Origin of the sequence: Mesorhizobium sp. BAC0120 (assembly GCF_033542235.1) — a bacterium.
Lineage (GTDB): Bacteria > Pseudomonadota > Alphaproteobacteria > Rhizobiales > Rhizobiaceae > JAWRCU01.
The window spans coordinates 1-26,177 of record NZ_JAWRCU010000031.1; the positions used below are offsets into that span (position 1 = coordinate 1).

Consider the following 26,177-nt stretch of genomic DNA (forward strand, 5'->3'; position numbering starts at 1 on the left):
CCGCCGGCTACAACTTCCGCCGCCTCATCCGCTGGCTCAGTCTTTTGCTGTGCCTGATGCTGGCTGCCTTCAGCACTCAGCTTCGCCTCGTATCAACGTGAAATCGCAATAGTTCACGGTCGACTAGCTGAAGCAGGCGCCCACTCCGGTTCGGCTTGGCGCGTCGGACCCCCCACCCTGAATCCCTCCCCACAAGGGGGAGGGGGGCACCAGCGCCGCGCCTTTAACGCATTGTCACCAGACCAGCGGGATCAACCGGTAGCGTACTCGCGCTGCGTAGTCGCCATAGCCTTGCAAGCCGCCGCGCAACGCCTTCTCCTCGATGTGGATTCGAATGACCAGCAGGACGACGAACACCAGCACGGTTGCCAGCCCCAACCAGGACCCGAGCAACAATGCGGTGCCGATGAAGAAGAGGACGGCTCCGGCATACATGGGATGGCGGACATAGCTATAAGGGCCGGTCGTGATGACTTGCTGGCCGCGGCTCTCCTGGATTTTCACAACTGGTGCGGCAAAGCTGTTTTCCAGCATCGTGCGAGAGGAGATCCAGATCGAAAGCAGTAGAAGAAACGCGCCGACCAACTGAAGCCATGCTGGCACGGCTGTCCAGCCAAAACGGACGTCGAGCCCCATGAGCGCCAACCAGGCGAAGACGGCAAGGAGGAGCACGCTGAGCAGCACCTTGTCTGCGACGGGCTGGTCCTTCTGGATCGGCGAGCCCAACCGTTCGTTCATGAGTCCGGGATTGCGGCTAGCCAGCCATGCGCCCAGGGTGAAGCTCAGCGCCACCATCAATGCTAGAAACGCCCATGCGCCCGGCCAATTCAGCGTTCCTGCCGACAGGAAGAGCACTGCGCCCATGATCCCGAACCACAGGATCGTTTGGACAATCAGCCTCGCAACCATGGGCCCACCTTCCGCAAACGATCCCGCCTGGCAGCATTTGCCCTTTTGAATGCTGGTCTAAGATATCGACCGAGGGGCTGAAATTTCAATGCGGGGGCGCATCGCGGAGCCTTCTGCTTTATTGTTGGCGCTGCCCCTCACCCATACCCTCTCCCCGTGAAGGACGGGGAAAGGGGGTCGTCATCGTCGCGCTCAACCTTCTCCGCAGTCGAATGGCTCTGCATGGGGAGGGTGAAGCGCCAACGTCGAAGTTCCCCTCTCCCCGTCCTTTACGGGGAGAGGGTAAGGGTGAGGGGCAGCGACCTCAGGCGAACTGCAGAACGCTCCAGCCGGCCGAGCCGGCCTTGCGCCGCAGACACTACAGCCCCCGCACCTCGAAAGGCTGTGGCTCGGCAAGCGCGAGCGGGTTGAGCAGCGGCAGGCCGAAATCGGGCGCTTCGATCTCGAATACGTCGCCGGCTTCCGTCTTGATCCCATCTGCGAAGGAGAGCGTGGCCGTCCCGAACATATGGACATGCACGTCGCCCGGCTGGCGGAACAGTCCGTACTTGAAATGATGGTGCTCGAGATTGGCGATCGTGTGCGACATGTTCGCCTCGCCGGAGAGGAACGGCTTCTCCCAGATCGTGTTGCCGTCGCGCAGGATGCGCGAGGTGCCGCGGATGTCCTCGGGCAATGCGCCCACCAGGATCTCCGGTCCGAAGGAGGCGTTGCGAAGCTTGGAGTGGGCAAGCCAAAGATAGTTCACCCGCTCGGTGACGTGGTCGGAGAACTCGTTGGAGAGCGCAAAGCCGACGCGGAAGGGCGTGCCGTCGTCGCCGATCACATAGATGCCGGCGATCTCCGGCTCCTCGCCGGAGTCCTTGGCAAAATTCGGCGAGACCAGCGGCTGGCCGGGCGCGACGGCGAAGGCGCCGTTGCCCTTGTAGAACCATTCCGGCTGCACGCCGACTTCACCCCCGGTCGGCTTGCCGCCTTCAAGGCCCATGCGGAACATTTTCATGGAATCGGTGAGGTTCTCTTCCCCGTCCGATGCGAGCTTCTTGTGCATGGAATCGCGGGTTGCCGCGGAGCCGAGATGGGTGAGGCCCGTGCCCGTGAGGTGCAGATGCGCCGGATCGGGATGGCTGATCGGCGTGCGCAGGCGGCCCTCGGCATAGGCGGCCGCAAGGTCGACCGTCTCACCGAGCCCGATCTCGTCGATGACGCCGTCGAGCGTCTTTCCCGCGCGTGCCGCTGCTAGCGCCAGCGCGTACACGGTGGTTTGGCCGTTCAGCAACCAGGTGCCGCGCTCGAGGCGCACCGCGACTCGGGTCACCCCATTGGCGTCCGTCAGTTCGGAAATCAGCATCTCGCCTCCGCTCAACCCTTGTTGTTCTTGTTGTAGACGTCGAAGACGACCGCGCCGAGCAGCACGAGCCCCTTGACCACCTGCTGCCAGTCGACGTTGACGCCCATGATGGACATCCCGTTGTTCATCACGCCCATGATGAAGCCGCCGACGACCGAGCCTGCCACGTGGCCGACGCCGCCCATCGCCGACGCGCCGCCGATGAAGACCGCTGCGATGACGTCGAGCTCGCTGCCAAGGCCCGCCGCCGGCACCGCCTGGCCCAGCCGAGCTGCGATGATCAATCCGCCCAGCGCAGAGAGCACGCCCATATTCGTGAAGACGATGAGGGTGAGCCTCTCGGTGTTGATGCCTGAGAGCTGTGCGGCCTTGGGGTTGCCGCCCATGGCGTAGACCCTGCGCCCGACCACCATCTTCCTGGTGACGAACACGAACAGCGAGATCAGCAGGCCCATCACCACGAGCACGATCGGCAGGCCCTTATAGGTCGCGAACTGATAGATGAGGAAAAGAGCGAGCGCTCCGACCACCGCCGTCTTGACCGCGAACAGCGCAAAGGGCTCGGCGCGATAGCCGTGTTTCTCGCGGATGCGGCGCGCGAGCAGCCCGAAATAGATGTAGGCGGCGACGCCCAGTATACCGATCACGACGGTGGTCATGTGCAGCACGACGCCGCTGCCCACGATGGTCTTGCCGGCCGCGTTCACAGTCGGCGCGACCAGCGTCAGCGGCCCGATGACGTCTGGAATGAAGCCGGAGCTAAGCTGCTTGAAGGAATCCGGGAGTGGACCGACCGAGGAGCCACCGCCGAGCAGCGCCTGGCACATGCCGCGGAAAATCAGCATGCCGGCCAGCGTGACGATGAAGCTCGGTATTCTATGGTAGGCTATCCAGTAGCCCTGTGCCGCCCCGATCGCCGCGCCGACGATGATGCAGATGATCGAAACCACCAGCGGATTGCTGAAGAAGCCGAGCGGCCAGATCACCATCATCATCGCCGCCAGCGCGCCGATGAAGCCCGCGACCGAGCCGACGCTGAGGTCGATATGGCCGGACACGATCACCAGCAGCATGCCGAGCGCCATGATGATGATGAAGCTGTTCTGCTGGACCAGGTTGCTGAGGTTCACCGGTTTGAACAGCGTTCCATCCGTGGTGTACTGGAAGAACAGCATGATTATGATAAGGGCCAGGACGAGCCCGTATTCGCGCAGATTGCCGACGACTTCCGAAACCGCGTAGCGCGGTCCCGTTTGGACATCCTCGGCGACGCCGCTCTTGGGCGTGGGAACAGTTTCGGTGCTCATGCTACTTTTGCCTCTCCGCGAACGATGGCGCGCATGATCTTCTCCTGGCTGGCGTCGCTCGCCGCCATTTCGCCGACGATGCGACCTTCGCTCATCACGTAGATTCGATCGGTTATGCCGAGCAGTTCGGGCATTTCCGACGAGATCACGATCACCGCTTTGCCTTCTGCGGCGAGCTGTCCGATGATCGTGTAGATTTCATATTTGGCGCCGACGTCGATGCCGCGCGTGGGCTCGTCGAGGATCAGCACGTCGGGGTTCGCAAAAAGCCACTTGCTCAGCACCACCTTCTGCTGATTGCCGCCCGAAAGATTGCCGGTTTTCTGATAGGCGCTGGACGAGCGGATGTTCGTCCTTTTTCGGTAGTCGTTGGCAACCCTGAGCTCGCGAAGGTCGTCGACGACGCCGCGACGCGACACGCCCTTCATGTTCGCAAGGCTGATGTTGTGCTTGATATGGTCGATGAGGTTCAGCCCGTAGGTCTTGCGGTCCTCGGTGGCGTAGGCGATGCCGCTTTCCACGGTGCGGGCCACGGTGGAGGTATCGACCTTCTTGCCGTGAAGCCACACCTCGCCGCTGATCTTGGTGCCGTAGCTGCGACCGAAAATGCTCATGGCGAATTCGGTGCGGCCGGCACCCATGAGCCCGGCGATGCCGACGACCTCGCCCTTCTTCACTTGCAGGTTGATACCTTTGATCACTTGCCGGTCGGGATGGAGCGGATGGTAAACTACCCAGTTCTTCACCTCGAAGATCGTCTCGCCGATGTTCGGCTCACGCGTCGGATAGCGGTCTTCCAGCGAGCGGCCGACCATCGACGTGATGATCCGGTCCTCGTCGATCTCGTCCTTGGCGAGCGTCTCGATGGTTTGCCCGTCGCGCAGAATAGTGACGTGGTCGGCAACGCGGCTGACTTCGTTGAGCTTGTGCGAGATGAGGATCGAGGTGATGCCCTGGCGCTTGAACTCGAGAAGCAGGTCGAGCAGTGCCTGGCTGTCCTTCTCCGAAAGGCTGGCCGTCGGCTCGTCGAGAATGAGAAGCTGCACTTCCTTGGAGAGAGCCTTGGCGATCTCGACCAGCTGCTGCTTGCCGACTCCGATATTGGTGATGAGGGTCTTGGGATCCTCGCTGAGGCCGACCTTCTTCAGGAGGACCCGGGTCCTCGCCTCGTTGGCATGCCAGTCGATCACGCCGTGCTTTGCCTGTTCGTTGCCGAGAAAGATGTTCTCGGCAATCGACAGCATAGGTACGAGCGCCAGTTCCTGGTGGATGATGACGATACCGAGCTTCTCGCTGTCATGGATGCCTTTGAAATGCACATCCTGCCCGCGATAGGTGATCGTGCCGTCATAGGTGCCGGTGGGATAGACCCCGGACAGAACCTTCATCAGCGTCGACTTGCCAGCGCCGTTCTCGCCGACAATGGCATGGATCTCGCCGTCTTCGACACTCAGATTGACGTTCGAGAGCGCCTTGACGCCTGGGAAGGTCTTGATGATGCCGCGCATCTCGAGGATGGTCGATGCCATCGCTGACTGTATTCCTCTTCGGGATAGACTGGACGGGATGAAATTAGCGGCCTTATGCGGCAACGAAAAGGGGCCCCGCATAGCAGGGCCCCGCGCTTTCGATTTTGTGATTACTTCAGCTCTTCCGGCTTGATGTAACCGGAATCGACGACGATCTTCTGGTAGTTGGTCTTGTCGACCTCGACCGGCGTCAACAGAATCGAGGGTACGACCTTGACGTCGTTGTTGTAGGTCTTTTCGTCGAGGCCTTCCGGCTTGCCGCCCGACAGGACCTTGTCCGTGAGTTCGACCGTCGCCTTGGCGAGATCGCGGGTGTCCTTGAACACCGTCGAGTACTGCTCGCCCGCGATGATCGCCTTGACCGACGCGGTCTCGGCATCCTGGCCGGTGACGATCGGCCAGGGCTGATCGGCAGAGCCGTAGCCAACGGCGCGCAGCGACGCGATGATGCCGCGCGACAGACCGTCATAGGGAGCGAGCACGCCGTCGACGCGGCTGCCGTCAGAGTAGTTGGCCGACAGCAGGTTGTCCATGCGGGCCTGAGCGGTCGCGGCGAGCCAGCGCAGCGTGCCGACCTTGTCCATGCCCATCTGGCCGGACTTGATCTTGATCGTGCCGTTATCGATCAGCGGCTGCAGCACGCTCATGGCGCCGTTGTAGAAGAAGAAGGCGTTGTTGTCGTCCGGCGAACCGCCGAAAAGCTCGACGTTCCACGGCTTGGTGTCGGGGAAGCGTTCCTTGAGCCCCTTGACGAGCGAATTGGCCTGGAGCACGCCGACGCCGAAATTGTCGAACGTCGTGTAGTAGTCGACGTTCGGCGTCTTCTTGATCAGGCGGTCATAGGCGATGACGACGATGCCGGCATCGGCTGCCTTCTGCAGCGCGTCAGCCATGGTCGTGCCGTCGATCGACGCGATGATCAGGGCCTTCGGGCCTTTCGTGATCTCGTTTTCCAGCTGCGCCAGCTGGTTTGCGATGTCGTCCTGCGCATATTGCAGGTCGACGGTATAGCCTTTCGCCTCGAGCTGAGACTTGACGGCATCGCCGTCATTGATCCAGCGCTGCGAGGTCTTGGTCGGCATCAAAACGCCAACCAGCCCTTTTTCCTCGGCCTGGGCCGTAACGGTCATGGCCACGACGCCAAGCGCCGCGGCTGCGACCAATGATTTGAAGATCTTCACTGAACTCTCCCTTTTCTCAACACGAAACCCGCCCCGGCGTCCAGCGCATCCGCGCAAGCCCGATTTGCAAAACAGCCACCGCGTCTGGTGTGCGTACCCTCCCAAGCCGCCGAGGCGTCTTCCGATTGAGCACACGGCACCGCCGCGCGCCGGCAACGCTCGTGGCGGGGGACGTTGGATTAGAATTGATATAACTGTCAAATGCGTTTTGTGACATTTGATATGCCGGAAGTGATATATCTGCCGGTGTCCGGGGACAGTCAGGGCCGAAGGGCGGCCGAGGCGAGGGTTGGGAAGCGGCAGGATGACGATTGACAGGCTCAGTGAGCAGGAAACGGAGGGCGAAAGCCTGCTGCGCGGCGGGCTGAAGCTCAGCCATATGCGCCTGATCGTCGTCCTCGACGACCATGCCAAGGTGAGCGCGGCCGCCCAGGTGCTCAACATTTCGCAGCCTGCGGCTTCCCGCATGATCGCCGAGATGGAGGACATTCTCGGGGTCAAGCTCTGCGAGCGCATGCCGCGCGGCATCGCGTTGACGCCTGCCGGCCAGGCGCTGGCGCGTCGGGCGCGCACCGTGCTCCTGGAAATGCGCGAGGCGGACCGCGAGATCTCCGACCTGAAGAGCGGCAAGGGCGGGCGCGTGTTCATTGGTTCGGTTACGGCACCTGCAATCGATCTTGCGGTGCCGGCTATCCGGCTCGTCCGAGAACGCCACCCGCGCATCGAAATCAACATAGAGGTCGACAACAGCAACGTGCTGGCGCGCGAGCTCCTTGCCTCGCGCCACGATTTCATCCTGGCCCGCATCCCGGATGACCTCAATCCGCGTCTCTTCGAGAGCAGGATGGTCGGCATCGAGAAGGCCTGTCTTATCGTGCGTCGCGGGCACCCGCTTCTGGCACGTCGGGCGGTGCCGATCGAAAGTCTTGCCGCCTATGACTGGGTGTTCCAACCGAGCGGCACGCTGCTGCGTCGCACGATCGAGGCGCTGTTTCTGGCCCGCAACGCGGCCTTGCCGGAGCGCATCCTCAACACGAGTTCGCTGCTGCTCACGCTGGTGATGGTGGCTCAGTCGGAGGCGATCGCGCCCGTCTCCGTGGAAGTCGCGACCTTCATCAAGGACGAGGCGGGACTCTCCGGCGCGATAGAGATGCTGCCGATCGATTTCGAGATCACGGTGCAGCCTTACAGCCTCATCACGGCCAGGAACCGGGCGCTCTCGCCGGCCGCGCGCATGCTCTATGCCGAGATCGAAAGGAGCATGCGGCACGGCACGCCAGCTTCTGCCTCACGCTGATCTCGCTTCGCTCTTGGCCCAATCGCCGCCGGCGCGACGTGCCTTGTCATTTCAGGTGAATTTTGCCAGAAGCGCCGTTCTGCGGCTAGAATCCGTGGATTCGCCGCCAAATTGTGCGAAAAACGGTCGATCCGGCCGATTCGCGTCTCGGAAAGACCGGAAAATGTCTGCGATCGAAGCCGGCGTACGCGCGCCGGGTAGCCCTTGGCGCGACGAGATACGCGCGACGCTTTCGCTGAGCTGGCCCATGGTTCTGACGAACCTCGCGCAGGTGGCCATGACAGCGACTGACGTCATGCTGATGGGCTGGGCCGGTCCGAAGATGCTGGCTGCCGGCGCGCTCGGCTCCAACCTCTATTTCGCGCCGCTGATCTTCGGCCTCGGGCTCATCACCGCGACGGCGCCGATGATGGCGACGGAACTCGGACGCAACCGCCATTCCGTGCGGGACATCCGCCGCACGGTGCGTCAAGGGCTGTGGATCGCCGTGCTGGTATCCCTTCCGATCTGGCTGCTGCTTTGGCATGTCGAGTCGATCCTGCTGGCTATGGGCCAGGATCCCGCTTTGGCGAAGGAAGCCGGCATCTATGTGCACTGGCTCCAATGGGCCCTGCTGCCCTTTTACGGCTACATCGTGCTGCGTTCCTTCCTCTCGGCGCTGGAGCGACCGCGCTGGGCACTCGTCATCGTCGTGATCGCAGTCATTTTCAATGGGCTCGCTGCCTGGTGCCTGATCTTCGGCCATTTCGGCCTGCCGAGAATGGGCATCGCCGGCTCGGGGCTGGCGACGACGCTCTCGAGCGCGCTGATGTTCGTAGGGCTCGCCGTCGTGGTCTCGGTGGAGCGGCAGTTCCGGCGCTATCGTCTGTTCGGCCGCTTCTGGCGGGCCGACTGGCCGCGCTTTTGGGCACTGTTGAAGCTCGGCCTGCCGATCGCCGGCACTCTGGTATTCGAGGTTTGGATATTCAATGCGGCGGCGCTGCTGATGGGTTTGATCGACGCCGCCTCGTTGGCCGCGCACGCGATCGCCATCCAGATCGCGTCGATCGCCTTCATGGTGCCGATGGGAATCGGCCAGGCGGCCACCGTCCGCGTCGGGCGCGCCTTCGGCGCCGGCGACGCCGTCGGCGTCATGCGCTCCGGATGGACGGCCTATGCGCTCGGCGTCGGCTTCATGTCGCTCACGGCCCTGACGATGGTGCTGTGGCCGCGAGTGCTGATCGGCGGCTTCATCGAGGTCGACGATCCCGTCAACGCAACGGTCGTCGGGCTCGCCGTGACATTCCTTGCCTTTGCTGGCCTCTTCCAGATCTTCGACGGCGCGCAGGCGGTGGCCCTCGGCATGCTTCGAGGCTTGCACGACACGCGGCTGCCGATGATCTATGCCGCGATCGGCTACTGGGGCGTCGGCCTGCCGCTCGGCGCGATGCTCGCCTTTCATTTCGGCTTCGCCGGCGCCGGCATCTGGACCGGGCTGTCGAGCGGACTGGCGGTCGTCGCGGTTCTGCTGCTCGCCCGCTGGCTGAGACGTGAGCGCCATGGCCTGGTGCCGGCACAAAGCTGAACGAAGCTGGGGAGAGGAACGCGACCATGGCCGACAGACCGAACCCCTCGGCCCGTTCGGCCTACAAAGCTTTCCGCACGATCACCACGCGCTGGATGGACAATGACACCTACGGTCATATGAACAATGTCGTCCACTACAGCCTGTTCGATACGGCGGTGAACGGTTGGCTGATCGATCAGGGAGTGCTCGACTTCAGGGTCGGCAAACAGGTCGGCCTGGTCGTCGAGACCGGCTGCCGCTATTTCTCAGAAATCGCCTTTCCGGACACCGTCACCGCCGGGCTCCGCGTCACCAGGATCGGCACCTCGTCCGTACGCTACGAGGTCGGGCTGTTCCGCAACGAAGATGTCACTGCTGCCGCCGAAGGCTTTTTTGTCCACGTCTATGTCGACCGGCAGACGCGCCGGCCCGAGCCGCTCTCTGAGCCGCTGCGGCTTGCACTCAGCCGCCTGATTTTGCCATCCTAGCAGGGTGGAGGCAGTCGCCGTGTGGACGTATAGGGCAAAAGCTCTTAACTCGACGGAGTCCCGCGCCACAGTTTTCATGTGCTATAGGGCGCAGGTGACGGCGATCGACTAGAAGGCCTGCTTGTCTGCCGATCGCGCTTTGGTGAGGAAGGACGCCCACGGATCATGCCCACGACCGACATCGCTCGCCGGGTCTACGATCACACCTGGAAGCTCGATCCGATCATCCGCAGCCTGCTCGACACCGATTTCTACAAGCTGTTGATGCTGCAGATGATCTGGGGCCTTTACCCGGACGTCGACGCAACCTTTTCGCTGATCAACCGTACGACCTCCGTGCGGCTCGCCGAGGAGATCGACGAGAGTGAGCTGCGCGCGCAGCTCGACCATGCGCGCTCGCTGCGCTTCTCCAAGAAGGAGATGATCTGGCTCGCCGGCAATACCTTCTACGGCCGCAAGCAGATATTCGAGCCCGAGTTCCTTGCCTGGCTCGAGGATTTCCAGCTGCCGGAATACGAGCTCAGAAAGCATGACGGCCAGTATGAGCTGCATTTCGCCGGGCCGTGGATGTACACCACGCTCTGGGAGATCCCTGCGCTCGCCATCATCAACGAGCTGCGGTCGCGCTCGGCGATGAGGGACTACGGCCCTTTCACGCTCGATGTGCTCTATGCGCGCGCCAAAGCCAAGCTATGGACGAAGGTCGAGCGGCTGAAACGCTACCCCGACATCCGCATTTCCGATTTCGGCACGCGCCGCCGGCATAGCTTCCTGTGGCAGCGCTGGTGCGTGGAGGCGCTGAAGGAGGGCATCGGAGAGGCTTTCACCGGTACCAGCAACGTGAAGCTCGCCATGGACACCGATCTCGAAGCGCTCGGCACCAATGCGCATGAGCTGCCCATGGTGCTGGCCGCGCTCGCCGATTCTGAGGCAGAGCTGAAGCAGGCGCCTTACCAGGTGTTGCAGGATTGGCAGCGCTACTACGGCGGCAACCTGTTGATCGTGCTCCCCGACACTTTCGGCACCGCCGCCTTCCTGCGCGGGGCGCCCAACTGGGTTGCCGAGTGGACCGGCTTCCGTCCGGACAGCGCGCCGCCGATCGAGGGCGGCGAGAAGATCATCGAGTGGTGGCGCTCGAAGGGCAGGGATCCGAAATCCAAGCTGCTCATCTTCTCCGACGGGCTCGACGTCGACGCGATCGAGGAGACCTACAAGCATTTCCGCGGCAAGGTTCGCATGGCTTTTGGCTGGGGCACCAATCTCACGAACGATTTCGAAGACTGCGCACCGACAGCCAATCCCGGACTGACGGCGATCTCGCTGGTCTGCAAGGTGACTAGCGCCAATGGCCGGCCGGCAGTGAAGCTGGCGGACAATCCCGCCAAGGCGACCGGCGAGCCGGAGGAGATCGCGCGCTATCTGAAGCTGTTCGGAGGGACTGACAGGGTGCGGCACGCCGTGAAAGTGTGATCATCAGAGCATTGCGTCTAGTTCCGTGTTGTCTCGATCGATTGACCCCCATGGCCGGATAGCCTGCTCGGAGGCTGGTGCTGTTATCCCGGACGCTGGTCACCCGCTCCGCTTCTGGCGCATGGCGGTCCTATATGGAAGGCGCGACGCTGACGACCCCCTCCCCCTTGTGGGGAGGGATACAGGGTGGGGGTCTGAAGCGCGCCAAGCCGAGCCGGAGGTGCTATCTGCTTCAGCAAGTCTTGCAGGGTAATCGCTGGGGAACCCCCACCCTGTATCCCTCCCCACAAGGGGGAGGGGGACACCGGCGCTGTGCCAGGTGCGACTACCCTGCCATTGGGAGGCACAAAACAAACAGCGTCCTCGGCGTCGCGACCCTGCTCCTTCTCGTCACATCCACCGACGCGCTCGCGCACGCCTCGGACCGCGGCTATGTCCTGCTCCTGCCGATCGGGCATTACATTGTCGGCGGCGCAGCCGCCGTTGCGGCGAGCTTTCTCGCGCTCGTGTTCCTGCCCGCCGGGTCGCTTGGCCGCTTCGCCGCCGCCCGTCTGGCGCTGATCCGATTGCCGAGCGCGGCAAGATCATATGTCAGCGTCGTCTCCTTCGGCATCCTGCTCGTGCTGATTGCCGCGGGCTTCTTCGGCAGCCGCGATCCGCTCTCGAACCCGCTGCCGCTCACCATATGGACGCTTCTCTGGGTCGGCCTGACGCTCGTCCAAGGGCTGGTCGGCGATATTTGGCAGTGGATCAATCCCTGGTTAGGCCCTTACCGGCTCGCTCGCAGCCTTGGCTGGCCGCTCCATCTACTCCGTTACCCCGAGCGGGCGGGCTACTGGCCCGCGCTCGTCTTGTTTGCCGGCTTCGCATGGTTCGAATTGATCGATATCGCACCCGACGAGCCCGGCCGGCTGGCATCCGCGGTCACGGTCTATACCGTCTTCACCTTGGCGATGATCCTCGTCTTCGGCTATCGCGCATGGACGAGACATGGCGAATTCCTGTCGGTCTTCTTCGGCATGATTGCGCGTTTCGCGGTGCTGCAGGGGCGGCCCTCACCGGATGGCAGCGATGAGCAGCTTCTGCTTGGCGTTCCGGGCGCGCGTGTGGCTGCAGCCCTGCCATTGCCGCCAAGCGGCGTGTTCTTCCTGCTTTTCGCACTGGCCTCGGTTTCCTTCGACGGTCTGTCGCGGACATTCTTCTGGCTGGGGCTGATCGGCGTGAATCCGCTCGAATTTCCCGGCCGTTCGGCCGTTATCGGCGTGAATTCCTTTGGCCTGCTGGCCGCTTTCCTCGCGCTTGCCGCCGTCTTCTTCCTGGCGGTCTCTCTCGGCGAGAGGCTGACCGAGAGCCGCAGGCCGCTGGAGCAGGCGGCAGGGCTTTATGTCTGGTCGATCGTGCCGATCGCGCTCGCCTATCATCTCGCGCATTACCTGACCGTCCTGCTCGTCAACGGACAGTATGGGGTGGTCGCGCTGTCGGACCCCTTCTCGCGCGGCTGGAACCTGTTCGGAACGGCCGACATGGCGGTCGGCGCCGGCATCGTCAGCGGCTCCGCGGCGGCCTGGGTGCTGTGGAACACGCAGGCTGCCGCGATCATCGCCGGCCATGTGCTGGCGGTGTTGGTCGCGCATGTCTTTGCCGGGCGGCTGCATCCGAAAGGGCGTGACGCGATGCTCAGCCAGCTGCCGCTGACGCTGCTGATGATCGCCTATACGGTGTTCGGTCTCTGGCTGCTCTCGACGCCGACAGCAGGGTGACCAACCAGCTGTTTTGCGTGCAGCACTTCTGGAGCATGATCCCGAACCGAAGGTCGGCGCAGCAACAAGTTGCAGACTTATCGGATAAGATCATGCTGCAAAAACAAAGAGCTAGAGGGATGAACGACTCCGCTCCAATTTATCCCGGTCTATTGTCAGCCTCCGGGATTGGTGATCTAGATTGCGTGAAACGCCATCTCCGTCGCCGAAGACGCAGACGGTCGAAGAGTCAGGGGAACCAGCATGACTGAAGAACGCGACCAGCACAGCCTATTCAGCAGAAAGATTTCTCGTCGCACGGCGCTGAAGGGTGCCGGTGCCGCAGCCAGCCTGGCCCTGGCGCCGGGTTTCGTGCGCTATGCGCAGGCCGAGAGCTCCGAGCCCATCAAGATCGGCTTCCAGGCGCACCGCACCGGGATCGGCGCTGCCTATGGCCGCTGGTACGAGATCACCACCAACGCAGCCGTCAAGCAGATCAATGACGCGGGAGGCATCAACGGCCGTCCGGTCGAGGTGATCGTCGAGGATGACGGCACCGATCCGGCGCGTGGCGCCGAAGTGGTCGGCAAGTTCGCCAATCAGCACAAGACCGACGTCGTCTACGGCACCCTGTTCTCGCATGTCGTTGTCGGATCGGCGCCGACGGCGGGCGAGCTGAAGATCCCCTATTACGTGGTGAGCGAGGGCTACCACGTTGCCTCGGGCAAGCTGAACCGCTGGTGCTTCCAGCCCGGCATTACCGATGTTCGCTCCCAGGTCACGGCGATGGCGCCGTGGATGGCGGCCACGCTCGGCAAGAAGGTCACCATGATCTTCCCAGACTACGCCTTCGGCTACGACCACCGCGACTATCTTCCGCCAGCCCTGAAGAAACAGGGCGCCGAGGTGATCGCGCAGCTCGCCATTCCGCCCACGGAGACCTCTTTCACCCGTTATTTCCCGCAGATCCCGGCCGAGACGGAGGTGCTTTACCACGTCATGGTCGGGCCGGCGGTGCTGACCTTCGTGAAGGAGCTCGGCGAGTTCTATGGTTCGAACAAGCCTCAGCTCTTCGGCTTCATCGATTCGCTCGAAGCCGTCGACATCAACAGCCCAGGGCTGGAATTCCTCGACGGCAGCCATTTCTGGGAGGGCTCACCGCGTTACGCCCAACCCAACGATTCGGATGCGCAGAAGGCCTACCGCGCCGCCGTGGGCATCGACGACAACGGCGCGTCGGTCAAAGATCCGAAGGACGTCTCGACCGCCGCGCACATGTTCGGCTGCTGGGAGACGCTCTATGTCATCAAGCAGGCGATGGAAGCGGCAGGCTACAAGGGTCCGGGCGACCGCGCCAAGCTGGTCGAGGCGACCGAGGCGCTGACTTCCTTCCCGGAAGGCAAGGAGCACCCGCAGGGCGACAAGACCTTCAACGGCAAGCTGCACCAATGCTACGGCCATCAGAACATCTCCAAGCTGGAGGGCGGCAAGCTGAAGGTCGTGCACCGCACCAAGATCGAGGACGGGCTCTACGAGCCCGAAGGCAACTACACGACGATGGCCCTGTAGGGCGGATTGCCGGGAGGATACTAACGACGTATATACGTCGTTAGTATCTAACGGAGTGAAGGCCATGGGTAAGGAAGCCGTCTTCACGATGAAGCTGGAACCAGAGCTGCGGGACGCACTCATGGTCGATGCAGTCGAGGTCGACCGTCCGGCATCGCAGATCGTGCGCGAGCTGATTAGAGATTACCTTCGAAAGCGGGAGGAAGAGAAACTCGGATATGACGAATTCCTCCGACGGAAGGTTGAGAAGTCGCGCGCTTCGATCGCGGCGGGCCGGGGGTATACCAATGAAGAAGTGCAGATGCGGATGAAGAAGCATTTCGAGGAATGGGAGCGGCGAAAACGCGAGGATGATGCTTGAGGGTCCGATGGTCCGAAGAGGCTGATCGCGACCGCACTGAAATCGTCGGCTACATCTGGGCTGACAATCCTCTCGCCGCCCAGCGTATGGATGCACTGTTCGATGTCGCGGCGAATCGGTTGGCAGATTTCCCGCGCCTTGGCAGAGAGGGTGCGATACCGGGCACGCGTGAATTCATACCTCATCCAAGCTATCGGCTGGTTTATGAAATCGGCGATGGCGAAATAATCATTCACGCACTCGTGCACACCGCCCGCCAGTGGCCACCCGTTGAGGGTAAGGACGACTGAATGGCCTTCGGTCCGCACCTTCTGCTGGCCGCTCTCGAAGGCCTCGTCTCTGCCGCTGTGCTGGCGCTGACTGCGCTTGGCCTGTCGCTGGTGTTCGGCATCATGCGCATCGTCAATGTCGCGCATGGCGAGTTCTTCATGCTGGGCGCCGTCATTGCCTGGTTCGTTTCGACAGTGTTCGGCGGCCATCCCGCGCTCGGCTTCGTTGCCGCGCTGATCGTCAGTCCGCTGGTCGTCGGGGCGATCGCGCTTATTGCCGAGCGGCTGGTCTTGCGACGGCTGAATTATGACCCCGAAGCCACCATCGTTGCCACGATCGGCATGCTCTACGTCATCCAGCAGCTTGCGTTGACGTTCTACGGGCCGGAAGCGCGGCCGGTCGAGGCCCCGTTCACCTACCGAGTCCTACTCCCTTGGTTCGGCTATTCCGGCTATAAATTGGCGGTAGTCGGCGCGTCGATCGTAGTGCTGCTTGCCACCTGGTTCCTGCTGACGCGCACGAGGATCGGCCTCCTGATGCGCGCCACGCAATATGATCGTGAGACTGCGCAAGCCTTCGCCATTCCGGTCGATCGGGTCTATGCCGGCGTCTTCGCGCTGGGTGCCATGCTCGCCGCAATCGCCGCCGTTCTCATCGTGCCGATCAGCCAGGCGCATTACCTGATGGGGCTCGACCCGCTGCTGCTCTCATTCATAGTCGTGATCATCGGCGGCCTCGGCTCATTGAGCGGCACGGTTGTCGCGGCACTCGTCATCGGCCTCGGCGACGGCATCATTTCCGCCTTTTTCCAGCCGACGCTCGCAAAGATCATCGCCACGCTGCTCGTCGCGCTGGTCCTGGTGTTCCGGCCGCAGGGCCTGTTCGGCAGGGCAACACGATGAACAAAGCGGCCACTACAAGGATATGGCTCCTCCATTTCTGCGTGATCCTGCTGTTTGCCGTGCTTCAATTCGTATTGCCTCCCTATCATCACGGCGTCTTCGCGCGTGTCCTGGTGCTTGCCGTGTTCGCCATGGGCTACAATCTGCTCTTCGGATATGCCGGCTTGCTCAGCCTTGGCCATGCGATGTTTTTCGCGGCCGGGCTTTACGGTGCGGGCCTCACCATGCTGCATCTCGGCTGGGGGGTGCCGGCCGGCTTCGCCGGCGGCGTCGTTGCGGGCGCGGCGCTGTCGCTGATTGTCGGGCTGCTGACGCTCAGGACCACGGGCGTCGCTTTCATGATCGTCACCCTGATGTTCGCCCAGGTCCTTTATCTGACGATCATCTACTCCAGCGGCTGGACGATGGGCGATCAGGGCTTTGCGCTGGCGCAAGGAGTGCGCGCCGTCATGCTCGGCGGCATGCGGCTCGATCTCACCGATCCAGCGACACGCTATTGGGCAGCGCTCGCGCTCTTCTCCATCGCGCTTCTGATCTCGCTGGTCATTGCCCGCTCCCGTCATGGTCGCGTGCTTGTCGCGATCCGCGAGAACGAGGAGCGCACCAGCATGCTCGGCTACAACACTTTCGCCAACAAGCTCACGGCGGTCGTGGCTTCGGGCACGATATCGGCCGCCGCCGGCGCCGGCTATGCGGTGCTGTTCGGCTCCGTGGGCGCGAACTTCGCAAACGTGCAGTTTTCGATCCTGCCGCTGCTCTGGGTGCTGACCGGCGGTGCGGCGACCACGCTTGGCCCGGTCATAGGCACGCTCTTCATGTATTATGCCGTCGATATCGCCAGCGGTTTCACTTCCGCCTGGCTGCTGATCGTCGGTCTGGCACTCATTCTGCTTGTGCTGTTCTTTCCCCGAGGCATTCTCGGCACCGTCCGCGCTCGCTGGGTGGGGTGGCTGCCGTGATGTCGTCGGCTTCGACCGCGCTGGTCGCAACGCATGGCCTCAGCCGCAACTTCGGAGGGCTGAAGGCTGTCAACCAGGTCGATTTTGCCATGATGCCCGGCGAGGTGCGGGCGCTGATCGGGCCCAACGGTGCCGGCAAGACCACCCTCGTGAGCCTGATCTGCGGTCGTCTAGCCCCGACATCGGGCTCGATCGAATTCGCGGGCAAGGACATCACCAGCCTGCCTGCATTTCGGCGGGTGCGGCTTGGCATTGCCTACACCTTCCAGATCACCAGCGTGTTCGCCAATCTCACGGCCTGGGACAATGTCGCGCTGGCCGCGCAGCGCGTGCACGAAAGGCATCTCAGGCGCAGCGCGCATGCGCTTAGCCAGGCGATCACCTCCGCGCTGGAGCGTACCGGGCTTGCAGACCGGTCGGATCAGCTCGCCAGGCATCTCGCCTATGGCCATCAGCGGCTGCTGGAAGTCGCGATGGGGCTCGCGCTGCAGCCACGGCTTTTGATCCTCGACGAGCCCACGCAGGGTCTCTCGGACGGCGAGGTCGAGAACTTCATCGCTCTGGTGAAGGAGATCGCACGGGAAGCGACCGTGCTTCTGATCGAGCACAATATGGACGTCGTCATGCGGCTTGCCGACCGCATTACTGTGATGGAGGCGGGCCGCATCCTTGCCGAAGGCACGCCGGATGCGATCCGCGCCGACGCGGAGGTGCAGCGCGCCTATTTGGGGACACCGGCGTGACATCAGATGCTCTCGCCATTTCCGGCCTCGACTGTTTCTACGGCGAGGTCCAGGTGCTGCACGGCGTTTCGCTGAGGCTGAGGCGCGGCGAGGTGCTGTGCGTGCTTGGCCGCAACGGCGCCGGAAAGACGACCCTGCTCAAGACGATCATGGGTCTGGTGCCGGCCCGCGCCGGCTCCGTCAGGCTCGGCGAAGGCGAGCTGACAGCGCTTGCCCCGCACCAGGTGCCGAAGGCCGGCGTCGCCTATGTGCCGCAGGGCCGCCGCCTGTTTGCCGAGATGAGCGTGGCCGAGAATATCGAGATCGGGCTCATGGCGCGGGGGAAAGGTGTGGCAGTTCGAGACGCCGTGCTCGACCTGTTCCCGGTCCTGCGCGAGCGGCTGCGGCAGCGCTCAGGCACGCTCTCGGGCGGCGAGCAGCAGATGCTCGCGATGGCGCGAGCGCTCTGCCTCGAGCCTGATGTGCTCTTGCTCGACGAGCCGACCGAGGGACTGATGCCGTCGATGATCGCGAAGATCCGGGATGCCGTTGCTGCGCTGCGCGGGCGCGGCGTCTCGACCATCCTTGTCGAGCAGCGCGTCGATGCGGTGCTGCCGGTAGCCGACCGCGTGCTGTTCATCGAGAACGGCCGAAGCCGCGAGACGGTCGATGTCGAGGCGCTGAGAAGCGATCGGGGATTGGTCCAGCGCTATGTGGGGGTCGGGTAGTCTAAACAGCTAAGGTGGTGTCCTTCAGACCCCCTCTGTCCTGCCGGACATCTCCCCCTCAAGGGGGGAGATTGGCCATCCTCGATGATTTCGCCAATCACCATCGTCTCAGAAAGGCACCGTCCAAACGGCCGGCTGATCTCCCCCCTCGAGGGGGAGATGTCCGGCAGGACAGAGGGGGGTTCGGAAGCGCTACTCCTCCCGTCTAACGGGTCCATCCAAAGACAACTCGCCCCTAAACCAGCCTCACCCCAGCATCTCGCATCTCGCCGAGCATGCGCTCCAGCGAGCCGCCGAGGTCGATGGCGCGGCAGCAGTCGAGCCTGACCGTCACCTTGAAGCCGACACGCGCGGCATCCAGGGCGGAGTAGGCGACGCAATAGTCGGTTGCGAGCCCGACCAGCGTGATGTCGTGCATGTCGCACTCGCGGAGATAGCCGGCGAGTCCGGTAGGCGTCTTGCGGTCGTTCTCAAAGAAAAACGAGTAGCTGTCGATTCCCGGGCGGAAGCCCTTGCGCAGAATGAGCTCGGCTTTGGTGACATCGAGGCCCGGATGGAAGTTCGCGCCTTCGCTGCCTTGAATGCAATGGTCAGGCCAGAGCGTCTGTTCGCCATAATGCATCGTGATTGTCTCGAAGGGCTTTCTTCCCTTGTGGCTCGAGGCAAAGCTGGAATGGCCGGCGGGATGCCAATCCTGCGTCAGGATCAAGTGCTCGAAGTCCTTGGCCAGATCGTTGATCAGCGGGACGACCTCGTCGCCGCCGGCGACTGCCAATGCGCCGCCGGGGCAGAAGTCGTTCTGTACGTCGATGACGACGAGCGCCTGGTGCATTGAGCTCTCCATGTCTGCCAGCAAAGTCGCCGTAAAACGTGCGACGCGTCAACAGCACAGTTTAGCCTTGCCCACAACGAAGCGGACGACATCGCGCGTTCCGCGCATGGACTTTCCCGCGCGGAATGATACCATTTGCATGCGAATGATTTTCCCGGCTGGAACGGACGGAACCACCATTGGTTCGCTACGCAAAGCCACGCTCCGTCGATGAAGCGCTCGCCCTGATGGGCGAAACCCGGTGGCGCGTTCTTGCCGGAGGGACGGATTTCTACCCGGCACTCGGGTCCCGGCCGCTTCGCGAAGACGTACTCGATATCAATGGGCTCGACGAGCTGCGTGGGATCTGCGAGACGCCAACCCATTTCGTTATAGGCGCGCGCACGACCTGGACGGACATTGTCCGCGCATCGCTATCGCCGGCATTTCGCGCGCTGAGAGAGGCTGCGCGCGAGATAGGCTCCGTGCAGATCCAGAACACGGGCACTTTGGCCGGCAATCTCTGCAATGCCTCGCCAGCCGCCGACGGCGTTCCGGCACTCTTGATCCTTGACGCCGAACTCGAGATCGCTTCGTCAAAGGCCAGGCGTTTCGAGCCGCTGGAAAGCTTCATCCGCGGCAACCGCAAGATCGCACTTGCGCCGGACGAGCTCGTGACCGCGATCCGCCTGCCGAAGCCTTCGCTCACCGGCGCGTCCTCCTTCTCCAAGCTCGGCGCCCGGCGCTATCTCGTCATCTCGATTGCCATGGCCGCAGTGCGGGTGGCCGTCGGCGACGATGGTATCGTGACCGACGTGGCCGTGGCGGTCGGCGCCTGCTCCGCCGTGGCAAAACGGCTGAGAGGATTGGAGCAGGCACTGCTCGGCTGTGATGCGCGCAGCTTCTCGCTGGACGAGCGGCATTTCGCCGAGCTTGCACCTATCGACGACGTGCGCGGCAGCGCCGACTACCGCCGCACCGCTGCCCGCGAGATCGTCGCCCGTGCGCTCTCTGCGGCGCTACGGGATGCGAAGCCGGCCAAGGAGTGCGTGGCATGAGCCTCGAGGGCCGCGCGATCGGCTTCACCGTCAACGGCGCACCGGTCTCGCTCGACATTTCGCCGGTCCGACGGCTGTCCTCGGTGCTGCGGGAGGAACTTCATCTCATCGGAACCAAGGTCGGCTGCGATGCCGGCGATTGCGGTGCCTGCACGGTGATGCTCGACGACGAGCCGGTCTGCGCCTGCCTCGTGCCGGTCGCGAGCGTGTCCGGCCGTTCGGTGCGGACTGTCGAAGGGCTGGCCAATGGCAGGCTTTCGGCACTGCAGGCCTCTTTCCTCGAGCATGGCGCGGCGCAATGCGGCATCTGCACGCCCGGCCTGCTCGTTGCCGGCACGGCGCTTCTCGAACGGAACCCGGAACCTACCGAGGAGGAGGTACGCGATGCGCTGGGCGGCGTGCTTTGCCGCTGCACAGGGTACAGGAAGATCGTGCGTGCGGTGATGGCGGCGGGGGCGCAGGGCTCGCTTCCTGTCGACGTCGGCGCCGCCCCTCACCCTTACCCTCTCCATAAGGACGGGGAGAGGGGGGCCTCAACGCTGGTGCCCCCCTCTCCCCGCGTGCGGGGAGAGGGTAAGGGTGAGGGGCAGCGCCAGCGCTTGAACGCTAGCGGCGACAGGCCCGTCAGCCCACTCGCCGGCCAAGCCGTCGGCGCACGCGTTCCCCGCCTCGACGGCATGCCGAAAGTCACGGGAATCGAATCCTTCGGCGCCGACAGCTTCCCCGACGATGCGCTCTCGGTTCTCGTCATCCGCTCGCCGCACCACCGCGCCGAATTCGCATTCGGCGACCTCGAAGCGTTTGTCGCGCGACATCCGGGCGTCGTTGCTGTCTTCACATCTGCCGACATACCCGGCCGCAATCGCTTCGGCGCCATCCAGCCCTTTGCCGACCAGCCGGCGCTTGCCGAACGCGCGGTGCGGTTCCGCGGCGAGGCTGTGGCCCTCGTTGCCGGCGAGCGGCGCGCGATCGCGGAAATCGATCCTGCCGAGTTCCCGGTCGAATGGATGGCATTGCCGCATATGCTCACGCCCGGCGAGGCGCAGGGCGAAAATGCCATCCGCATCCACGACAATCGCCCGGGCAACCTGCTGGTCCAGGGCTATGTCGAGCGGGGTGATCCGGACAAGGCACTGGCCGAGGCGGCTTGTTCCGCATCCGGAACGATCGAGACTTCCTTCGTCGAGCACGCCTATATCGAGCCGGAAGCCGGCTGGGCCGAGATGGACGGCGGTACGCTGGTGATCCGTGCCTGCACACAGGCGCCTTTCATGGACCGCGACGAGACCGCCATCGTGCTCGGCCTATCGCCCAAGAAGGTGCGCATCGTGCCGACTGCGACCGGCGGCGGCTTCGGCTCCAAGCTCGATCTTTCCGTGCAGCCGTTGATCGGCCTGGTCGCGCTGAAGACGGGCAGGCCGGCCGCGCTCGCCTATACGCGTGCCGAATCGATGATGTCGACCACCAAGCGCCACCCGGCCTCGATGAAGGCGACGATTGCGGCCGATGCCACCGGGCGAGTGACAGGCATGATCTTCGAGGGCGATTTCAACACAGGCGCCTATGCGAGCTGGGGTCCGACCGTGGCCAACCGTGTGCCGGTCCATGCCTGCGGCCCTTATTCGACGCCGAACTATCGCGCAATTGGCCGCGCTATCCATACCAATGGGCCGATCGCGGGCGCCTTTCGCGGTTTCGGAGTGCCGCAGGCCACGATCATGCAGGAGGCGCTCTATGACGAGTTGGCCGGCAAGCTCGGCATGGACCGACTGGAATTCCGGCTGAAGAATGCGCTGCGCAACGGCAGCGAAACCGTAACCGGCCAGCGCCTGGAATCCGGCGTCGGTATTGCCGACTGCCTGGAAGCGCTGTGGCCGCATTGGGAGCGGGCGCTGGCAGACGCCGCGGCGTTCAACGAGGGGAGCGGTAGCGTCCGCCGAGGCGTCGGCATCGCATCCTGCTGGTACGGCTGCGGCAACACCTCCTTGCCCAATCCTTCGACCATCAAGCTCGGCATCTCGGTCGACGGCGCGGTCGTGCTGCATCAGGGCGCAGTCGATATCGGCCAGGGCTCGAACACGGTGGTGACGCAGATCTGCGCCGACGCGCTCGGTCTCCCGCTTTCCGCATTTCGGCTGCTAAGCGGCGACACGGCGATCACGCCCGACGCCGGCAAGACCTCTGCCTCGCGCCAGACATTCGTGTCGGGCAAGGCCGCGGAGAAGGCGGGCCGCGCCTTGCGGGAGAAGATCCTGCGCTTCGCCAATGTCTCGCCCGCGGCCGAGCTTTCCTTCGAGGCGGCGGTGCTGGTGATCGGCGAGGGCGGCGAGCGGCGGCGCGTCGATCTCACGAGCCTGGCGGTCGACGCGGACGGCTTCGTCTTCACCGCGGTCGAGACCTATGACCCGCCGACCCTGCCGCTTGACGAGAAGGGCCAGGGCAAGCCCTACGCGGTCTACGGCTACGGCGCGCAGATCGCCGAACTCGAAGTGGATATGCGGCTCGGCACGGTGAAGCTCGTCAAGATCACTGCCGCGCATGACGTTGGCAAGGCGATCAACCCGCTTCTCGCCGAGGGGCAGATCGAAGGCGGCATCGCGCAAGGCATCGGCATGGCGCTGATGGAGGAATATGTCCCCGGCCGCACCGAGAATTTGCACGACTATCTGATCCCGACCATCGGCGACGTGCCTGAGATCGAGACCATCCTGGTCGAGGTGCTCGATCCCGAAGGGCCGTTCGGCGCGAAAGGGCTCGGCGAGCATGTGCTGATCCCGACTGCGCCGGCAATCCTCAACGCCATCCGCCACGCGACCGGCGTCCTCGTCACCACCGTGCCGGCGACGCCGACCAGAGTGCTCGCCGCCATCAGGTCAGCGGAGGCAGCGCTATGAGCGAGCTCTCCGAACGCTTCGCGACGCATGATCCCGGCGAACGGCAGGTCGGCGAGAAGATCCGCTGCGATGCCTGCCCGGTCATGTGCTACATCGCCGAGGGCCGCAGCGGCGCCTGTGACCGTTACGGCAACCGCAACGGCCGGATCGTGCGGCTCGATCCGCTGGTGATCCTGGAGCATGCCGTCGAGGCCGGCGGGCCGGCCGTTCCCTTTGCGAGCGAGGCCGAAGGCTGGAACGGCCATTTGGTGGACGCGCGTCCCTTCGTAACGGCGATCGGCGCCGGTACGACCTATCCCGACTACAAGCCCGCCCCTTTCATCGTCAGCCAGGAGGTCGAGGGCGTCGATCTGATTACGGTCGTCACCGAGGGCATCTTCAGCTATTGCGGGGTCAAGGTGAAGATCGACACCGATCGTCATCTCGGCCCCGAGACGGCGACCGTGCGAGCTGAGGGCGAAGCGGTCGGCCACGTGACGACGGGCGAATACGGCTCGCAGATGCTGTCGCTCGGCGGCGTCAGTCACCTCACCGGCGCCTCGAAGGCCGAAGGCCGCGTTACCTGCGCGACATTGCTCGACCTTTGCAACAGGAAGCCGGTCGAATTGTCGATCGAGGGCGGCGCGACGGTAATGGTCGAAGCCGGCAAGCCGCCGGTCATCGACGGCAAGCGCGAGGAGCGCATGCGGGTCGGCTGCGGCTCGGCGACGATCGGCATGTTCGCCTCGCAGTGGCGCGGGCTGGTCGACGAGGTGGTGGTGGTCGACGACCACATTACCGGCGTCGTCTCGGAACATCAGGCTGGGAAAGTGCTCGGTTGGGAGGACACCGGCATCAAGATCGTCGGCCGACGCTCGACGCCCGGCCGCTACTTCAAGGTGTCGAAACCGGGGCTCGGCTGGGGCGGCACGACAATCTCCGATCCGCTGTCCATCCTTGGCGACTGGAACGCCAGGAAGGGCGCGCGGCCCGGACTGTCGCTACTGATGGTTTCGACCACCGGTGAGCAATTTGCCTATTACGAGCTCGACGAGAACCTGAAGCCCATCGAGAAGCCCTTTCCCGAAAGGCTGCAGAAATCCGTCCGGCTGATCGAGGAGAATTGCGAGCCGGCTTTGTGCACGGTGCTCTTCATGGGCGGCGCGGGCGGCTCGTTGCGAGCGGGCGTCGTCGAGAACCCGGTGAATCTCACGCGCTCCGTGCATGCCGAGGGCGTCTATGTCACTTGCGGCGGCGCGCCGGTCTATGTCTGGCCGGGCGGCGGCATCACCTTTATGGTCGACGTCACGCGGCTTCCCGACAACGCCTTCGGCTATGTGCCGACCCCGGCGCTGGTGGCACCCGTCGAGTTTACGATGCGGCGCGACCTCTACGAACTGCTCGGCGGGCATGCCGCGGCAATCCGCCAACTGCCCGACGTGCTGGCGAGCGGCGGGGAATATCTCAACGACCGCAAGTCGGCACGCGCTCCCGCGGGCAGCCCGTGGCCGCTGCTTCAGCAGCTCGGCCGCGTCGCTCCGCGAAGGATGCTGTCGTGAACGGTCCGCAGATCGCGTGGCTCGCCGACGGCAGGCGGCTACATCTCAATCATGGGCCGATCGACCTGATCATCGAGACGTTCGGCCGCGATGCGGAGCGGCATGCCGCACATGATGCTGCAGTCGCCCGCTTCCAATCCATCCTGGCCGAGCTGGTCGAGGAGCTGGTCGATCTGCGCAAGCCGGCCGGCGCCGCGCCGCGCCACTTCAAGGGCTCGACCGCCCGGCGCATGGAGCGTGCGGTGCAGAAATTCCATCCCGAGTTCATCACGCCGATGGCGGCGGTGGCCGGTTCTGTTGCCGACGAGATCATGGCGGCGATGACGTCGGCAGCCGAACTCGACAAAGCCTATGTGAACGACGGCGGCGACATCGCTATCCACCTTACCGGTGATGCCTCGATCGGAGCGGCGGTAGCCGGCACCGGCCACGGCTTTGACGACCGTCTCGCCATTCACGCCCTTGATCCGGTGCGCGGCATCGCAACCAGCGGCTGGCGCGGCCGCAGCTTCTCGTTCGGTATCGCCGACGCGGTGACCGTGCTCGCCGAGGATGCCGCCGCTGCCGATGCCGCAGCGACGTTGATCGCCAACGCCGTCGATCTGCCGGGCCATCCGGCTGTGAAGCGAGAGCCGGCTAATGAGTTGGCTCCCGACAGTGATCTCGGCGCGCGGCTGGTGACGACAGGCGTCGGCCCATTGGGCGCGGGTGAGGTCCGGCAAGCGCTCGAACGTGGCGCGGCGGAAGCCGAGAACTATCGCCGGCGCGGGCTGATTCATTCGGCGGCGGTGTTCCTCGCCGGCGAGACCGTCGTGGCTGGCAATGTTACCCGGCTGGGCCCGCGAACGGTGGTGCAAAACACCATGCGGAAGCAGCGACTGGAAATGCCTGTGTCTGAAGGCACGGTCTCTACATCGGGCCTGCTGGCGTCGGAGGTCCTGAGATGAGCCCTGCCAAGCCCCGCCTCGCGCTGGTGACGGAACACGACCCTGGGAACTATCGTGTCGACCGGCAGGTCGGCTTTGTCCTGCGCAAGGCAAATCAAAGGCATGTCGCAATCTTTGCCTCGCATATCACCGACCTGACGCCTCCGCAGTTCGCTGCGCTCTCGAAGCTTGCCGATGTCGGTGAGATCTCGCAGAACCAGCTTGGCGCCCTGGTCGCCATGGATGCGGCGACCATTAAAGGTGTGATAGACCGGCTGAAGGCGCGAGGCCTTGTCGATGTCGCCAGGCATGCGGCGGACAAGCGCCGGCTGATGCTGCGGCTGACCGAGGCGGGCCGCGATGCCGTCGCTCGTCTTACCCCGCTCGCCGAGCGCATCACGGCGGAGACGCTGGCGCCGCTCTCGCAACGCGAGGCGGCGACGTTGCTCAAGCTCCTGACGAGGATCGCATAGCGAGAACCGTTGCCACGCATATCATTCATCCCTAAAATGCCGAGTTGGGCCAGGTAGGGGATCAAGGGTCCGGCTTGCCGGACAATCATCGCAAATCGACCATCATCAAGGCGCGGCAATCTGCCTTGATGCATCGCAGCAATCTTGTT

Annotated in this window: 23 protein-coding genes; 17 read left to right on the forward strand and 6 right to left on the reverse strand. The window is 63.9% G+C overall.

The features are described 5' to 3' along the window. Nucleotides 1–234: 234 nt before the first annotated feature. From SAZ10_RS32455 to chvE, 5 genes are all read right to left on the reverse strand, one after another. A complete protein-coding gene (locus SAZ10_RS32455; RefSeq protein ID WP_318613681.1) occupies nucleotides 235–909 on the reverse strand; it encodes an isoprenylcysteine carboxylmethyltransferase family protein in 675 nt (224 codons plus the stop codon). 358 nt (nucleotides 910–1,267) lie between these two features. Continuing rightward, nucleotides 1,268–2,260: an AraD1 family protein gene (gene araD1 / locus SAZ10_RS32460; RefSeq protein WP_318613682.1), complete on the reverse strand. Its 993-nt coding sequence runs from the start codon at nucleotides 2,258–2,260 to the stop codon at nucleotides 1,268–1,270. 11 nt (nucleotides 2,261–2,271) lie between these two features. Next, on the reverse strand, nucleotides 2,272–3,567 hold the full coding sequence (gene mmsB / locus SAZ10_RS32465) for a multiple monosaccharide ABC transporter permease (RefSeq protein ID WP_318613683.1): 1,296 nt from the start codon (nucleotides 3,565–3,567) through the stop codon (nucleotides 2,272–2,274). Continuing rightward, complete coding sequence (mmsA, locus tag SAZ10_RS32470) at nucleotides 3,564–5,096, reverse strand: multiple monosaccharide ABC transporter ATP-binding protein (RefSeq protein WP_318613684.1); 1,533 nt, start codon at nucleotides 5,094–5,096, stop codon at nucleotides 3,564–3,566. The genes mmsB and mmsA overlap by 4 nt, the downstream gene beginning before the upstream one ends. A gap of 110 nt (nucleotides 5,097–5,206) precedes the next feature. Next, nucleotides 5,207–6,277, reverse strand: coding sequence for a multiple monosaccharide ABC transporter substrate-binding protein (gene chvE / locus SAZ10_RS32475; protein WP_318613685.1), 1,071 nt, complete (start codon nucleotides 6,275–6,277; stop codon nucleotides 5,207–5,209). A 304-nt stretch (nucleotides 6,278–6,581) separates the two neighbouring features. On the opposite strand from chvE, the gene SAZ10_RS32480 reads away from it, so the two are divergent. The 12 genes from SAZ10_RS32480 to SAZ10_RS32535 all read left to right on the forward strand — a co-directional run bounded on the left by SAZ10_RS32480 (nucleotide 6,582) and on the right by SAZ10_RS32535 (nucleotide 18,328). Then, on the forward strand, nucleotides 6,582–7,574 hold the full coding sequence (locus SAZ10_RS32480) for a LysR family transcriptional regulator (protein ID WP_318613686.1): 993 nt from the start codon (nucleotides 6,582–6,584) through the stop codon (nucleotides 7,572–7,574). 163 nt (nucleotides 7,575–7,737) lie between these two features. Continuing rightward, entirely contained in the window at nucleotides 7,738–9,138 is a 1,401-nt protein-coding gene (locus SAZ10_RS32485; protein ID WP_318613688.1) for an MATE family efflux transporter, read from the forward strand. 26 nt (nucleotides 9,139–9,164) lie between these two features. Then, entirely contained in the window at nucleotides 9,165–9,608 is a 444-nt protein-coding gene (locus SAZ10_RS32490) for a thioesterase family protein (RefSeq protein WP_318613689.1), read from the forward strand. Between the two features lie 165 nt (nucleotides 9,609–9,773). After that, a complete protein-coding gene (pncB, locus tag SAZ10_RS32495; RefSeq protein ID WP_318613690.1) occupies nucleotides 9,774–11,078 on the forward strand; it encodes a nicotinate phosphoribosyltransferase in 1,305 nt (434 codons plus the stop codon). Nucleotides 11,079–11,155: 77 nt separating this feature from the next. After that, entirely contained in the window at nucleotides 11,156–12,838 is a 1,683-nt protein-coding gene (locus SAZ10_RS32500) for a hypothetical protein (RefSeq protein ID WP_318613692.1), read from the forward strand. A gap of 243 nt (nucleotides 12,839–13,081) precedes the next feature. Beyond that, complete coding sequence (locus SAZ10_RS32505) at nucleotides 13,082–14,386, forward strand: ABC transporter substrate-binding protein (protein WP_318613693.1); 1,305 nt, start codon at nucleotides 13,082–13,084, stop codon at nucleotides 14,384–14,386. Between the two features lie 64 nt (nucleotides 14,387–14,450). Beyond that, the gene (locus SAZ10_RS32510; RefSeq protein ID WP_318613694.1) at nucleotides 14,451–14,747 is read left to right on the forward strand and encodes an antitoxin of toxin-antitoxin stability system; all 297 of its coding nucleotides are present in this window, start codon (nucleotides 14,451–14,453) and stop codon (nucleotides 14,745–14,747) included. Continuing rightward, a complete protein-coding gene (locus tag SAZ10_RS32515) occupies nucleotides 14,744–15,037 on the forward strand; it encodes a type II toxin-antitoxin system RelE/ParE family toxin (protein ID WP_318613695.1) in 294 nt (97 codons plus the stop codon). The genes SAZ10_RS32510 and SAZ10_RS32515 overlap by 4 nt, the downstream gene beginning before the upstream one ends. Then, entirely contained in the window at nucleotides 15,038–15,919 is an 882-nt protein-coding gene (locus tag SAZ10_RS32520) for a branched-chain amino acid ABC transporter permease (RefSeq protein ID WP_318613697.1), read from the forward strand. Then, nucleotides 15,916–16,878 carry a branched-chain amino acid ABC transporter permease gene (locus tag SAZ10_RS32525; protein WP_318613698.1) on the forward strand — a complete coding sequence of 321 codons (963 nt, stop codon included), beginning with the start codon at nucleotides 15,916–15,918 and terminating at the stop codon, nucleotides 16,876–16,878. Before SAZ10_RS32520 ends, SAZ10_RS32525 begins: the two co-directional genes overlap by 4 nt. Further along, nucleotides 16,878–17,621 (forward strand): ABC transporter ATP-binding protein, encoded by a 744-nt coding sequence (locus tag SAZ10_RS32530; protein WP_318613699.1) that lies wholly within the window; start codon nucleotides 16,878–16,880, stop codon nucleotides 17,619–17,621. Before SAZ10_RS32525 ends, SAZ10_RS32530 begins: the two co-directional genes overlap by 1 nt. Then, the gene (locus tag SAZ10_RS32535; RefSeq protein WP_318613701.1) at nucleotides 17,618–18,328 is read left to right on the forward strand and encodes an ABC transporter ATP-binding protein; all 711 of its coding nucleotides are present in this window, start codon (nucleotides 17,618–17,620) and stop codon (nucleotides 18,326–18,328) included. Before SAZ10_RS32530 ends, SAZ10_RS32535 begins: the two co-directional genes overlap by 4 nt. Before the next feature lie 235 nt (nucleotides 18,329–18,563). On the opposite strand, the gene pncA is transcribed toward SAZ10_RS32535, so the two are convergent. Beyond that, nucleotides 18,564–19,160, reverse strand: coding sequence for a bifunctional nicotinamidase/pyrazinamidase (pncA, locus tag SAZ10_RS32540; protein WP_318613702.1), 597 nt, complete (start codon nucleotides 19,158–19,160; stop codon nucleotides 18,564–18,566). 179 nt (nucleotides 19,161–19,339) lie between these two features. Here pncA and SAZ10_RS32545 point away from each other — a divergent pair, with 179 nt between their 5' ends. The 5 genes from SAZ10_RS32545 to SAZ10_RS32565 are packed head-to-tail and all read left to right on the forward strand — an operon-like array spanning nucleotide 19,340 to nucleotide 26,028. After that, entirely contained in the window at nucleotides 19,340–20,197 is an 858-nt protein-coding gene (locus SAZ10_RS32545) for a xanthine dehydrogenase family protein subunit M (protein WP_318613703.1), read from the forward strand. Then, nucleotides 20,194–23,091: a molybdopterin-dependent oxidoreductase gene (locus tag SAZ10_RS32550; RefSeq protein WP_318613705.1), complete on the forward strand. Its 2,898-nt coding sequence runs from the start codon at nucleotides 20,194–20,196 to the stop codon at nucleotides 23,089–23,091. Before SAZ10_RS32545 ends, SAZ10_RS32550 begins: the two co-directional genes overlap by 4 nt. Then, nucleotides 23,088–24,629: a 6-hydroxynicotinate reductase gene (locus SAZ10_RS32555; RefSeq protein ID WP_318613706.1), complete on the forward strand. Its 1,542-nt coding sequence runs from the start codon at nucleotides 23,088–23,090 to the stop codon at nucleotides 24,627–24,629. The genes SAZ10_RS32550 and SAZ10_RS32555 overlap by 4 nt, the downstream gene beginning before the upstream one ends. Beyond that, nucleotides 24,626–25,576: a UPF0280 family protein gene (locus SAZ10_RS32560; protein WP_318613707.1), complete on the forward strand. Its 951-nt coding sequence runs from the start codon at nucleotides 24,626–24,628 to the stop codon at nucleotides 25,574–25,576. Before SAZ10_RS32555 ends, SAZ10_RS32560 begins: the two co-directional genes overlap by 4 nt. After that, complete coding sequence (locus SAZ10_RS32565) at nucleotides 25,573–26,028, forward strand: MarR family winged helix-turn-helix transcriptional regulator (RefSeq protein WP_318613708.1); 456 nt, start codon at nucleotides 25,573–25,575, stop codon at nucleotides 26,026–26,028. The genes SAZ10_RS32560 and SAZ10_RS32565 overlap by 4 nt, the downstream gene beginning before the upstream one ends. The last annotated feature ends 149 nt before the right edge of the window (nucleotides 26,029–26,177 follow it).

Bases quoted from the DNA above. Each gene is read 5' to 3' on its own strand.
- SAZ10_RS32505 (WP_318613693.1), top strand. From the start codon at position 13,082: ATGACTGAAGAACGCGACCAGCACAGCCTATTCAGCAGAAAGATTTCT.
- SAZ10_RS32485 (WP_318613688.1), top strand. From the start codon at position 7,738: ATGTCTGCGATCGAAGCCGGCGTACGCGCGCCGGGTAGCCCTTGGCGC.
- SAZ10_RS32520 (WP_318613697.1), top strand. From the start codon at position 15,038: ATGGCCTTCGGTCCGCACCTTCTGCTGGCCGCTCTCGAAGGCCTCGTC.
- SAZ10_RS32455 (WP_318613681.1), bottom strand. From the start codon at position 909: ATGGTTGCGAGGCTGATTGTCCAAACGATCCTGTGGTTCGGGATCATG.
- SAZ10_RS32480 (WP_318613686.1), top strand. From the start codon at position 6,582: ATGACGATTGACAGGCTCAGTGAGCAGGAAACGGAGGGCGAAAGCCTG.
- araD1 (WP_318613682.1), bottom strand. From the start codon at position 2,260: ATGCTGATTTCCGAACTGACGGACGCCAATGGGGTGACCCGAGTCGCG.
- SAZ10_RS32550 (WP_318613705.1), top strand. From the start codon at position 20,194: ATGAGCCTCGAGGGCCGCGCGATCGGCTTCACCGTCAACGGCGCACCG.
- SAZ10_RS32555 (WP_318613706.1), top strand. From the start codon at position 23,088: ATGAGCGAGCTCTCCGAACGCTTCGCGACGCATGATCCCGGCGAACGG.
- SAZ10_RS32530 (WP_318613699.1), top strand. From the start codon at position 16,878: ATGTCGTCGGCTTCGACCGCGCTGGTCGCAACGCATGGCCTCAGCCGC.
- SAZ10_RS32490 (WP_318613689.1), top strand. From the start codon at position 9,165: ATGGCCGACAGACCGAACCCCTCGGCCCGTTCGGCCTACAAAGCTTTC.
- pncB (WP_318613690.1), top strand. From the start codon at position 9,774: ATGCCCACGACCGACATCGCTCGCCGGGTCTACGATCACACCTGGAAG.
- SAZ10_RS32565 (WP_318613708.1), top strand. From the start codon at position 25,573: ATGAGCCCTGCCAAGCCCCGCCTCGCGCTGGTGACGGAACACGACCCT.
- mmsA (WP_318613684.1), bottom strand. From the start codon at position 5,096: ATGGCATCGACCATCCTCGAGATGCGCGGCATCATCAAGACCTTCCCA.
- SAZ10_RS32525 (WP_318613698.1), top strand. From the start codon at position 15,916: ATGAACAAAGCGGCCACTACAAGGATATGGCTCCTCCATTTCTGCGTG.
- mmsB (WP_318613683.1), bottom strand. From the start codon at position 3,567: ATGAGCACCGAAACTGTTCCCACGCCCAAGAGCGGCGTCGCCGAGGAT.
- SAZ10_RS32510 (WP_318613694.1), top strand. From the start codon at position 14,451: ATGGGTAAGGAAGCCGTCTTCACGATGAAGCTGGAACCAGAGCTGCGG.
- pncA (WP_318613702.1), bottom strand. From the start codon at position 19,160: ATGCACCAGGCGCTCGTCGTCATCGACGTACAGAACGACTTCTGCCCC.